The 12,862-nt window shown below is 29.9% G+C and carries 12 protein-coding genes; all 12 read left to right on the top strand.

The window, feature by feature from the left end:
* The first annotated feature begins 109 nt into the window (after positions 1 to 109).
* The 12 genes from F3K33_RS21500 (at position 110) to cysW (ending at position 12,862) form a co-directional block, all read left to right on the top strand.
* Complete coding sequence (locus F3K33_RS21500; protein WP_012060359.1) at positions 110 to 1,027, top strand: CPBP family intramembrane glutamic endopeptidase; 918 nt, start codon at positions 110 to 112, stop codon at positions 1,025 to 1,027.
* A 168-nt stretch (positions 1,028 to 1,195) separates the two neighbouring features.
* Positions 1,196 to 1,486, top strand: coding sequence for a hypothetical protein (locus F3K33_RS21495; protein WP_012060358.1), 291 nt, complete (start codon positions 1,196 to 1,198; stop codon positions 1,484 to 1,486).
* Between the two features lie 397 nt (positions 1,487 to 1,883).
* The gene (locus F3K33_RS21490; protein ID WP_039769564.1) at positions 1,884 to 2,672 is read left to right on the top strand and encodes a putative phage replisome organizer; all 789 of its coding nucleotides are present in this window, start codon (positions 1,884 to 1,886) and stop codon (positions 2,670 to 2,672) included.
* 315 nt (positions 2,673 to 2,987) lie between these two features.
* On the top strand, positions 2,988 to 4,196 hold the full coding sequence (locus F3K33_RS21485) for an NADP-dependent isocitrate dehydrogenase (protein ID WP_039769499.1): 1,209 nt from the start codon (positions 2,988 to 2,990) through the stop codon (positions 4,194 to 4,196).
* 811 nt (positions 4,197 to 5,007) lie between these two features.
* Entirely contained in the window at positions 5,008 to 5,217 is a 210-nt protein-coding gene (locus F3K33_RS21480) for a FeoA family protein (RefSeq protein WP_012060355.1), read from the top strand.
* Between the two features lie 13 nt (positions 5,218 to 5,230).
* Positions 5,231 to 5,452 carry a FeoA family protein gene (locus F3K33_RS21475; RefSeq protein ID WP_012060354.1) on the top strand — a complete coding sequence of 74 codons (222 nt, stop codon included), beginning with the start codon at positions 5,231 to 5,233 and terminating at the stop codon, positions 5,450 to 5,452.
* A 74-nt stretch (positions 5,453 to 5,526) separates the two neighbouring features.
* Positions 5,527 to 7,677, top strand: a complete 2,151-nt coding sequence (gene feoB / locus F3K33_RS21470) for a ferrous iron transport protein B (RefSeq protein WP_039769494.1) — start codon at positions 5,527 to 5,529, stop codon at positions 7,675 to 7,677.
* 63 nt (positions 7,678 to 7,740) lie between these two features.
* A complete protein-coding gene (locus F3K33_RS21465) occupies positions 7,741 to 7,905 on the top strand; it encodes a FeoB-associated Cys-rich membrane protein (RefSeq protein WP_084670508.1) in 165 nt (54 codons plus the stop codon).
* Positions 7,906 to 8,364: 459 nt separating this feature from the next.
* Entirely contained in the window at positions 8,365 to 9,411 is a 1,047-nt protein-coding gene (locus F3K33_RS21460) for a sulfate ABC transporter substrate-binding protein (RefSeq protein WP_012060351.1), read from the top strand.
* 555 nt (positions 9,412 to 9,966) lie between these two features.
* On the top strand, positions 9,967 to 10,995 hold the full coding sequence (locus F3K33_RS21455) for a sulfate ABC transporter substrate-binding protein (RefSeq protein ID WP_012060350.1): 1,029 nt from the start codon (positions 9,967 to 9,969) through the stop codon (positions 10,993 to 10,995).
* A 199-nt stretch (positions 10,996 to 11,194) separates the two neighbouring features.
* Entirely contained in the window at positions 11,195 to 12,019 is an 825-nt protein-coding gene (gene cysT / locus F3K33_RS21450; protein WP_012060349.1) for a sulfate ABC transporter permease subunit CysT, read from the top strand.
* Between the two features lie 27 nt (positions 12,020 to 12,046).
* Positions 12,047 to 12,862 (top strand): sulfate ABC transporter permease subunit CysW, encoded by an 816-nt coding sequence (gene cysW, locus F3K33_RS21445; RefSeq protein WP_023973168.1) that lies wholly within the window; start codon positions 12,047 to 12,049, stop codon positions 12,860 to 12,862.

Raw genomic sequence — 12,862 nt, 5'->3', positions numbered from 1 at the left:
TTCAGACATTATGCAAATTGAGGGGATAAATTATGAAAAAGGGTTGATTTAGAGATATATGTTTTAAAAGAGAATAAAATTGTAAAGAGAAATTGATTGGAGGATGTTAATGAGAATTTTTAGTAATGATCGTAAGCAAGTAAGATCTGGTTGGAAGATAATACTTGTTTTCGTATGTTTCTTTGTATCTACAACTATAATGTCGGTTGTCTTCAGTAATATATATAGTGCATTTGTTTTTATGACTAATCCAGCATTGCTGTCAAAACAAGATGAGGGTATAAGTTATATTACTGAGCAGCTCTTAAGTATGTCTTCTTTTCCAGGCGCATTTTTAAATTTGATACAATGCATACTAATGATATTCTTTGTAGTTTTATTCTGGAAAGTTCTAGATAGAAAAAAAGTGAAAGATATTGGATTAATTAATATAAGAAAAGGATGGAAAGATTTATTTTATGGCTTATTATTTGGCGCAATATCATTTACTATGGTTGCAATTATATTGTTATGTACTAAATCAGTTGAACTAGTGAATGGTTTTAATAGTCCAAACTTTTCAAGAACATTATTTTTACAGCTTATTGTTTTTATATTTGTTGGCATTAATGAAGAACTTTTTGCTAGAGGGTATTGCATGACTGTTTTAAAACAAACTAAAATAGCATGGATTCCTATTTTAGGATCATCCATAATTTTTTCACTAATGCATTCATTAAATCATGGAATCAGTTTACTTGCATACGTGAATTTGTTTTTATTCGGAATTTTTATGGGATATTTATTCATAAAGACTAAAAATATATGGATGTGTATAGGGTATCATATAACTTGGAATTATTTTCAGGGTGACATTTTTGGATTCTTGGTAAGTGGAAATATTACAGATTCTATATATACCATAAGAACTATTAATTCAAATATAGTTAATGGAGGAAGCTTTGGACCAGAAGGAGGAATAGTTGTTACAGCATTGCTTGTAGTAACGATTTTAATAACATATAGATTCATACCTTATAGAGCATAAAATGCATAAAAAACCTACACATATGAAAAGAGTGCGAAGCACAATACGGAACTTAACCAAAGTCGACTACGATTTTGTTATGTACATTGTAAATTTTATATTCATAAGGTATACTTAAGGTATGCTTTTAACTAAATGAGAAACTAAGTAATATAGAGGTTGAGTGTAATGAACAGAGAATTTAAAAGATATATGTATATTATAGGAACAATTTGTATAATATTTTTAGTAGGATCATTAATTCTACATATTCTTCCATGGCTTCTGATAGCAGGAGTAATAATATATATTGTTATGAAGATAGTGGGATTTTTTAAAGAAAAAAAGAGAAAGAAGAATTTAAATAACTATTATAATAATGATAGAGATAAGGAAGTCTACAGCACTCCTGTAGATGACTATACAACTGGAGAAATTATTGATGTTGAATATGAAGATGTAGACAAAAAAGAAAAATAATATTTTTATATTAAAGCTCAGTTTTGGTAACTGAGCTTTTTTGCTGTCTAAATAATTACGCATAACTTAGTTAGAAAATTATAATTTTGATAAAAAAATTTGTTAGAACCCTTTATATATTTCTTTTTTTGCGTATATATTAATTGGAAGGATAAATATGCACCGATAAAAAGAGCAGCTATGCACCTATAGAAAGAGCAGCTATGCTGCAATGTGGAACTTTTCTGCATATAAGAACGTTTTTTTTGAATTAATTAGTGGTATGTGAGTATGAGAGGAGATTGATGAGCATGAGAGAAAGAAAGTATGCACATTGAAAAAGAGCAGCTATGCTGCATATAATAACATTTTTGTGAATTAACTTGTTGGTATATAAATATGAAGGGAAATGATGAGTATGAAAGAGAGAAGATACGTGAGATTTAGAGTTGATATGTATGACGACACAAAATTTAAAATAATAGATAGAATGTCTAATAGAGATCTTATTCACTATGTTTGGAACAGGATGGTTGTTTTAGCTGGAAAGGTAAATCAAGAGGGAGAATTATATATGTCAAGAAATATTCCATACACAGTAGAGACCTTATCAATAGAATTTAATAGAGAGATAAGTGAAGTAAAAGCTGCGTTAGACGTTCTAGTGAATTTAGAAATGATCGAAATTGTAGATAATAATATATACAAGGTGAAAAATTTTGTAAAGCATCAAAATATCAAAGTCAAGGAAAAATCTGAAATTGTAAAAAAAGAAAATGAAATAGGAATTTTAGAAAAGACTGATATGGATAAAAATAAGAATACAGAAGTAAGTTCTAAAGATGCGACTAATATACAAGGAAAAGTAGATATTAAAGAAAATAAGAATGATGAGATAGCACTTTTAAAAGTAGATAATCCAAAACTAAATAGTGAAAATGAATCTGATAACAATAGTAATGTGACGGAAGTAAAGAAGGATGAGATTGATCAACATAATAATTCTCCTGTAATTTTTGAAGTTAAAAAAGATGTAGGTAAGAAGAGAAAAGTAAATAAAAAGAAAAATGAGAGTATTATAGAAGTGTATGATGAGGATGATTCTACAGATAATAGACATAGGGATGGTGCTATTTGCTGGCTTAGTGACGGTGATATTACTTTAGGAGAAGGAGAAACTATAATAGCTGAGTGGTCTTTTGAGTAATTGTAATATATGGCAATTCACAATTCACAATTCACAATTACGGTTAAAATTCTTGCAATATTTTTAGAAGTATCATGAAGAATTATTATATAGATTAAAATTGAGTTTCGATATTTTGCCTTAATTAAGTGCTTAGCTTATTAGAAATTTAAATGTGAATTTATTATTAAAACATATATAATAATGCTAATTGTTTGAAAATAGGGCGTTAATATTGTATAATTATTTATAGAAATTAAGATATCTAAAAGAAAAAAGAAAGTTAGTTTCTAAAGATTTTTAAAGTAAATATAAGCAATATAGGAGGCAATAAATATGGAAAAAATAAAAATGTCAACTCCGTTAGTTGAAATGGACGGAGATGAAATGACAAGAATTATTTGGGGCGCAATAAAAGAGGAATTATTAAATCCTTTTATTGAATTAAATACAGAATATTATGATCTTGGATTAGAGTATAGAAATGAAACTGACGATCAAGTTACTGTAGATGCTGCAGAAGCTATCAAAAAGTATAAAGTTGGTGTGAAATGTGCAACTATTACACCAAATGCAGCAAGAGTTAAAGAGTATAATTTAAAAGAAATGTGGAAAAGTCCTAATGGAACTATAAGAGCAATATTAGATGGAACAGTATTTAGGGCACCAATTATAGTAGAACCAGTTAAGCCATATGTTAGAACATGGAAAAAGCCTATTACGATAGCAAGACATGCTTATGGGGATGTATATAGGGATGTTGAAATGAAAATAGAAGGTAAAGGTAAATGTGAACTTGTATTTACCTCTGAGACTGGCGAAGAAAAAAGAGAGTTAGTACATAACTTTGCAGGTGATGGAGTAGTTCTTGGTATGCATAACCTTAATAAGTCTATTGAAAGTTTTGCAAGAGCTTGTTTTAATTTTGCACTAGATACTAAACAAGATCTATGGTTTGCAACTAAAGACACAATTTCAAAGAAATATGATCATACATTTAAGGATATTTTTCAAGATATTTTTGATGATGAATATAAAGCTAAGTTTGATGAGGCAGGAATTGAATATTTCTATACGTTAATTGATGATGTTGTTGCTAGAGTTGTTAAATCAGAAGGTGGAATTATCTGGGCTTGTAAGAACTACGATGGAGACGTAATGAGTGATATGGTTGCTACCGCATTTGGTTCACTTGCAATGATGACATCTGTACTTGTCTCACCAGAAGGAAACTATGAATATGAAGCGGCACATGGAACTGTTCAAAGGCATTATTATAAACACTTACAAGGTGAAGAAACATCAACAAATTCTATTGCAACAATATTCGCATGGTCTGGAGCATTAAAGAAAAGAGGAGAACTAGACAATAATGCTGATTTAGTTAATTTTGCAGACAAATTGGAAAAGGCCTCAATTAAAACAATTGAAGATGGAATAATGACTAAAGACTTATCGTTACTTGCTGAGCATGATAACATTCAAACATTAAATACATTTGACTTTATTAAAGCTATAAGAAAGACATTAGAGGAAATACTTTAATCTTATTTTGTGTGATTTAATATTTAAGAATGAGTGCACACAATGTTATATCTGTGTTTTAATAATAGATTTATATTTAAAGTCTAGCACAACAAGTGCTAAGTTATGTTGAAAATTTAGAAACTTAACTAATATATATAAAGTATAAATGAAAATAGGCTGTGCAAGATAGAATGTTTTTCTATTTTGGATAGTCTATTTTTTATATTCATTTTGAATAAAATGAATATAAAAAATATAGGAAACTTAGTTGATAACATTATGTATATATATGTTGCAATTTAGAATGTACATTTTACAATTCACAATAATTCTAAAAAAATTTTGCAATATTTTTAGAGTTATAATGAAGAATTATTTTGGTAATATATATTGAAATACACGGCATATGTTTAAGAATTCTAGTTAATAAAGTTTTTGAATAAGAGTAGATTCTATATATTTAGCTAATAAAATATATGATTCTATAGTAAGAATTCTTATTTTTTATGAAAAAGTTATTTGAATTATTGAAGTTCATAGAATCAAATAAAATATTAACAATTATAAATTTATTAAAATAATTAAGTAAATTTAACAAAAAAAGCAAAAATGCAATAATAAAACGTTACCAATTGATGAAAGCATAATTTTTAAAAAAAGTCATTGAAAATCATTTTCAATGAGAGTGAAAAGTGCTATTATTATTTATAGAGAAGTTAATTAAAATCATTATCAATTGATTGTGACTTTAATTGGCGATAAAATATAAGGAATTATACATAAATAATTTATGCAAAAATTAGTGAATCTAATTAAGGGGGAAAGCATTATGCCATTAATATTAGCTAATAAGGGAAATGAAATGAATATTAAAAAGATTACTGGAAATGATGAAACAAAAAGATTTTTAAACAGTTTAGGGTTTGTTACAGGTGAAACGGTTAAAATTATTTCTGAACTTGGAGGAAATCTAATAATAAATGTTAAGGATAGCAGAGTTGCATTAGATAAAAGAATGGCAAGTAGAATTATAGTTTAGGAGGATTTTTATAATGAACACATTAAAGGAGATTAAATGTGGACAAACTGTTAAGGTTAAAAAGGTTGATGGTTTAGGACCAGTCCGTAGACGTATTATGGATATGGGAATAACAAGAGGGTGTGAAGTGTATGTTCGTAAAGTGGCACCACTTGGAGATCCAATAGAAGTAACAGTTCGTGGATATGAATTATCACTTCGTAAAGCTGATGCAGAAATGATACTTGTAGAGTAATTCAATACAAAAAAATATATACCATAGTTCAGATTGATAAAGAAAGGTATATATAGTGATGAGGAGGAATAGAAATGTCAATTAAAATAGGGCTTGCAGGTAACCCTAATTGTGGAAAGACAACTATGTTTAATGAACTTACAGGTTCATCACAATATGTTGGTAACTGGCCAGGGGTAACTGTTGAAAAAAAGGGTGGTAAGTTAAAAGGACATAAGGAAGTTGAAATTGTCGATTTACCAGGAGTTTATTCTCTATCACCATATACACTTGAAGAAGTTGTAACACGTAATTTTATGATAAATGATAGACCAGACGCAGTAATCAATATTGTGGATGCATCTAATATAGAAAGAAATTTATATTTAACAACTCAGATTTTGGAATTAGGAATCCCTACCGTTATAGCACTTAACATGATGGATATTGTAGAGAGAAATGGGGATAAAATAGATATTAATAAATTATCAAAAACTCTAGGGTGTCCAGTAGTTGAAACTTCTGCACTTAAAGGAAATGGTGTTAAAGCAGCAGCGGAAAAGGCTATAGAAATAGCTAATTCAAAGAAAAAGCCAAATTTTCAAGTTCCATTTTCAAAAGAAGCTAGAGATGCTTTTGAAGAGATAGAAAAAATTGTCCAAGGTAATATACAAGGTAAAGATACTAATATTAATTGGCTTTCTATAAAATTATTTGAGCGTGATAAAAACATAATAGATAATTTAAAACTTCCAGAAAACATATTAAGTGATATAGAAGCAGTAATACAGAAATATGAAAATGAACTTGATGACGATAGTGAAAGTATTGTTACTTCAGATAGATATGCATTTATAGGAGATGTAGTTTCAAGTGCGATTAAAAAGAGCAGTAATGGAAGAGAAACAACATCAGACAAAATTGATAAAATTGTTACAAATCGTTTCTTGGCATTGCCAATTTTTGTGGTTATTATGTATGCAGTATATTATATTGCAATAACAATAGGGACAATAGGAACTGATTGGATTAATGATACATTATTTGGAGAGATAATTCAAGGAAGTGCTTCAGATTGGATGGCAAGTGCAAATGTAGCTGACTGGTTACAAGGATTAGTTATTAATGGAATAATTAGTGGAGTAGGTTCGGTAATTGGATTTGTACCACAGATTATACTTTTATTCTTATTCTTATCTGTACTTGAGGACTGTGGATATATGGCCCGTGTGGCATTTATTATGGATAGAATTTTCCGTAAGTTTGGTCTTTCAGGTAAGTCATTTATACCAATGCTTATTAGCTCTGGTTGTGGTGTACCTGGTATTATGGCAACACGTACAATGGAAAATGAGAGAGATAGAAAAATGACAATTATGTTAACTACATTTATTCCTTGTAGCGCTAAGTTGCCAATTATAGCTTTAATTGCATCAGCATTCTTTAATGATTCAGCTTGGGTAGCTCCATCAGCATATTTCTTGGGAATAATAATGATTGTTGTTTGTGGAATTATATTAAAGAAAACAAAATTATTTTCTGGAGATCCTTCACCATTTGTTATGGAATTACCACAATATCATATACCAAGCGCAAAAAGTGTAGTCATTCATATGTGGGATAGAGTAAAAGCATTTATAGCAAAAGCTGGAACAATAATTTTAGTTTCTTGTGCAGCAGTATGGTTCTTACAATCATTTAATTGGTCATTCGAAATGGTAGATGCAGATAATAGTATATTAGCAAGCCTAGGAAATATTATTGCACCTATATTTGCACCACTTGGCTTTGGAAATTGGCAATCATCAGTTTCAACAGTTACAGGACTTGTTGCAAAGGAAAATCTTGTTGGAACATTTGGTGTTTTATATGGAATATCAGATGCATCTGAAACTGATCCGACATTAATTAATAATGTTGGTGCAATGTTTACAGCAGCAAGCGGGTTTGCATTTATGGCATTCAATTTACTTTGTGCTCCTTGTTTCGCGGCAATTGGTACAATAAGACGTGAAATGGGAAATTGGAAATGGACATTTATTACTATAGGATTCCAGACAGCAACTGCATATATAGTGGCACTTGTTATTAACCAAGTTGGTAATTATATATTGGGGGTTGGAAGTTTAGTTGGAGCTGTAGTTTCAATTATAATTGCAGTAGCTGTAGTATTTATAGTTATAGCAACAGGAAGAAAGGGATCAAAAGAAAAAGTAGTTAATGCTAATTTAAGTTATACAAAATAATGTTTATACAACTAGATTTAAGTATAACGGTTTACTTAGATTAAGATTTGAGGAGTGATAATTATGGTGGCAACAATTATATTAGCTGGTATAATATTTGGATTTATTGCATTTGTGATAGGGAAGCAAATAAAAAAAGCTAAAAATGGAGAAAGTGGCTGCGGATGTGGATGCTCCGGTTGTTCATCAGCTAATGCATGCCACGGAATAAAAATAAAGCAAAAATAAAATGCTAATAATTAAATATGTTGCAATTATAAACCTATATTTTAGTATTAAATGAGAAATTGGCTTATTAATATATTAAATGTAAATATTGCGGCATATATGTTAAGTAGTTGTTTAAGGCAACTACTTTTTTTATTCTCCAGATTCTAAAGTCTCCTATGATTTTGTTCTTTTCTTGAAGTTTATATTTGTGGAGAGAAAACTGTGGGTACTGTGTTCTGTGTTAATAGAATTTTTTTGAATAAATGTATTGACAAAGTGAATAATATAAACTATAGTATAAATCATATAATTCCTATTGAAATAATAGGAATTAAAACAAATATCAGTATAACCAATAAAATAATACGAATTATTGATGTTGTTATAAATTCTTTAATTGAGATTTAGATAGGCAATTATAACTAAAAGCCTACTAAACATATATGATAAATAATGGATTTGAAAGGGGCAAATGTTATGAAGAAGAGAAGAATATTAAGTGTTACGCTTTCTATAGCTTTAATAATGGGGGCTTTTATAGGTTGTGGAAAGCAAGAAGCTAATAGTGAAAATTCGGACAGTAAAAAACCTGTAGAGCTTTTGAATGTATCATATGATCCAACAAGAGAATTATATACAAAATTTAATGATAGTTTTATAAAATATTGGAAGGATAAAACTGGACAAGATGTAACAATAAATCAATCTCATGGAGGCTCTGGTGCACAGGCACAATCAGTAATTGGTGGATTAGAGGCTGATATTGTAACCTTAGCACTAGGCTATGATATAGATGCTATAAGTCAAGCTGGTCTTGTAAATAGTGATTGGCAAAGTAAATTTAAAGAAAATAGTTCGCCATATACATCTACTATAGTTTTTCTTGTTAGAAAAGGAAATCCTAAGAATATAAAAGACTGGGATGATTTAACGAGGGATGGAGTTTCGATAGTAACACCAAATCCAAAAACATCAGGAGGAGCTAGATGGAACTACTTAGCAGCTTGGGCCTATGCATCGAAAAAGTATAATGGTGATGAAAAGGCTATAAAAGATTTTATGTCAAAGTTATATTCAAATGTAACAGTATTGGATTCAGGAGCTAGGGGAGCAACAACAAGTTTTGTTGAGAGAGGATTAGGAGATGTACTTATAGCATGGGAAAATGAAGCACTTTTATCACTTAATCAACTTGGAAAAGATCAGTATGAAATAGTAGTGCCATCATTAAGTATTTTAGCAGAACCTCCTGTTGCTGTAGTTGATAAAGTTGTTGATAAAAAAGGAACTAGGGAAGTTGCAGAGGGATATTTAGATTATTTATATACTAAAGAAGGACAAGAAATAGCAGCAGAAAATTATTACAGACCTAGAGATAAAGAAGTTGCTGAAAAGTATAAGAGCACATTTCCAGAAGTTAATTTAGTTACAGTAGACGGTGAATTTGGAGGATGGGCGAAAGCTCAGGAAACTCATTTCTCAGATGGAGGAACATTCGACCAAATTTATATTCCTAAAAAATAATGATTCAATAGTTAAATAATTTAATATTAATTTTATAATCATAGATACAAATTTTGGTGATTTCGAAATATAAATAATATTTTACAAAATAACAATTTCAAAAACTTACTGGATAAAATTTAACATTTTCATTTAGTAAGTTTGATTTTTGTTAAAAATTAATATTTTTGAGTTAATTTTATTGACAAAAACATAAAATTCCCTTATAGTATATTTCATATAAAGTTTATAAAATTAGTAGGAAATAAAAAACTTTATATATGATTAGCTAAACAGTGCAATCATCACATAAAGCATTATTTTATATAATAATTGAGATAAAGTTTTAATAATGTATGATTTAATTAGGTTTCTATACGAAAGTATGAAGTGGATCTTAGATTAATAAAACTTTAAGTGTAAATTTATTACTGCAACGTATACTAAAACTTGTTATTTTCTAGGATGTCATTTATTTAAAATCCTACTAAACATATATGAATATTGATTTTTTTACATATGAGCAATAAATATTTATGAAAAAAGATTGGGGAGAATATTGTGAAAAAAACTGGGATGTTATGTTTGCTGCTTTCTATTACGCTAATTACTGGGGCTTTTGTCGGCTGTGGAAAGCAAGGAACTAATGGCGATAATAGTAAGAAACCAGTGGAGCTCTTGAATGTATCATATGATCCTACAAGAGAATTATACACTAAGTTTAATGAAAGTTTCATAAAGTACTGGAAAGAAAAAACTGGACAAGATGTAACAATAGATCAATCTCATGGAGGATCTGGTTCACAAGCGCAGGCAGTTATGGGGGGATTAGATGCTGATATTGTAACCTTAGCATTGGGATATGATATTGATGCCATAAGCAAAGCTGGTCTCTTGAATAGTGATTGGCAAAGTAGTTTTAAAGAAAATAGTGCACCATATACTTCAACTATTGTTTTTCTTGTTAGAAAAGGAAATCCAAAGAATATAAAAGATTGGGATGACTTAACAAAGAATGGTGTTTCAATTGTAACACCAAACCCAAAAACTTCAGGTGGAGCTAGATGGAATTACTTAGCGGCCTGGGCTTATGCATCAAAAAAATATAATGGTGATGAAAATTCTATAAAAGAGTTTATGTCCAAGTTATATTCGAATGTAGTTGTATTAGATTCAGGATCAAGAGGAGCAACTACTAGTTTTGTTAGAAGAGGATTAGGTGATGTTCTTATAGCTTGGGAGAATGAAGCTATGTTATCACTACAACAGCTTGGAAAAGATAATTATGAAATAGTTACTCCATCTTTAAGTATTTTAACAGAGCCATCAGTTGCAGTAGTGGATGAAGTCGCTGATAAAAGAGGTACTAAAGAGGTCGCTGAAGGATACTTGGACTACTTATACACTAAAGAAGGACAAGAACTAGTAGCTCAAAACTATTACAGACCGAGGGATAAAGACGTTGCTGAGGAATATAAGGATACATTTCCTAAATTGGATCTTGTAAAAATAGATGATTCCTTATTTGGAGGATGGAAAAAAGCTCAAGAGACTCATTTTTCAGATGGGGGAACATTTGACCAAATCTATATTCCTAAAAACTGAGAATATTAGATTATAAAGTGATAATTAGCTCAAGTAGGGATATAAAAAGAAATTTTAGTTGGATCTATACCATCAAGGATAATCAAATCTGGGAGATTGCCAGTTTTATATCTAACTTAGATAAGAGGAAGATAAAAGTGGCTAGGTATCAGAGAAGTTTTTTAATATGGTAATTATTTTTTTAGAGTGGGGGATGAATATGAGCAAGACAAAAAGAGTTATTCCTGGATTTAGACTGACAATGGGTTTTTCTCTTGTTTACCTAAGCCTTATAGTTTTAATTCCTTTATCAGCTTTAGTCATAAAGTCAGGGGGAATGGGATTAGATAAATTTCTTAGTACAGTATTAAATGCTAGAACATTACACGGATACTTGGTGAGTTTTGGGGCTGCATTTATAGCAGCGATAATAAATAGCGTATTCGGGGTTATCTTGGCGTGGGTTTTAGTTAGATACGATTTTCCATTTAAAAGATTTATAGACGGAATAATTGATTTACCATTTGCACTACCAACAGCTGTTGCAGGTATCTCACTTACTACCTTATATTCTGAGAATGGTTGGATAGGAAAAATACTTTATTCATTTGGAATAAAATCATCATTTTCTATTTTAGGAATTGTTATAGCCTTAACATTTATAGGAATTCCATTTGTTGTAAGAACAATTCAGCCAGTTCTTGAAGATTTAGACGGACAATATGAAGAAGCGGCAGCAATGCTTGGAGCTAGTAGATTAAGAACTTTTTGCAAAGTAATATTTCCAGAAATATCAGCACCATTATTAACTGGATTTGGTTTAGCATTTGCAAGAGGTGTTGGTGAGTATGGAAGTGTAGTTTTTATCGCAGGAAATCTTCCAATGAAAACAGAAATTGCACCTCTTTTAATTATGTCAAGATTGGAGCAATACGATTATAGTGGTGCTACGGCTATAGCTTTAGTTATGTTAGGTGCTTCATTCTTAATATTATTCGTTATAAATGGAATTCAACTATACAATAGTAAATTAAAGCAGATATGAGGTGAATAGTAAGTGAAAAAAACATCAATGAATAGAAGTGAAAATAAATTCTTAAAATACGGTTTGATAGGTATAAGCATATTTTTTCTTATACTAATGCTTATTATTCCACTGATATCTATAATTTCTGAAGCTTTGGCTAAAGGGTTTGGTGCATATATTAAAGCAATTTCAGATGGATATACTTTTAAAGCTATGAACCTTACATTAATAGCTACGTTAATAGCAACAATCATGAATACCATATTCGGTATATGTGTTGCCTGGGCTATAACAAAATTTAAATTTAGAGGGAAGAACCTGCTAGGAACTTTAATTGATCTGCCATTTGCAATATCACCTGTTATTGCAGGATTAATATTCGTATTAACATTTGGAAAAGGGAGTTTTTTAGAAAATATTTTAGTTCAAAATAATATAAAAATAGTGTTTGCTGTACCAGGGATAATATTAGCAACAATATTTGTAACCTTTCCGTTTGTAGCGAGAGAAATAATACCTTTAATGAACGCTCAGGGAACTGATGAAGAAGAAGCAGCAGCGATGATGGGAGCTAATGGATTTAATATATTTAGAAAAATAACTCTTCCTAATATTAAATGGGGACTTATATATGGAGTAATACTTTGTGCAGCAAGAGCAATGGGAGAATTTGGGGCAGTATCAGTGGTATCTGGTCATATTAGAGGAAAGACAAATACTCTTCCATTACACATTGAAATTTTATATAACGAATATCAATTCTCAGCAGCTTTCGCAGTTGCTTCTATATTGGTAATTATTGCAGTTATGGTATTGATATTACGTAATATTGTGGAATGGAAAACTAAGAAGGGGGTCTAG

Origin of the sequence: Clostridium beijerinckii, assembly GCF_008705175.1 — a bacterium.
Lineage (GTDB): Bacteria > Bacillota > Clostridia > Clostridiales > Clostridiaceae > Clostridium > Clostridium beijerinckii.
This window is presented reverse-complemented; position numbering and strand designations above follow the sequence as displayed.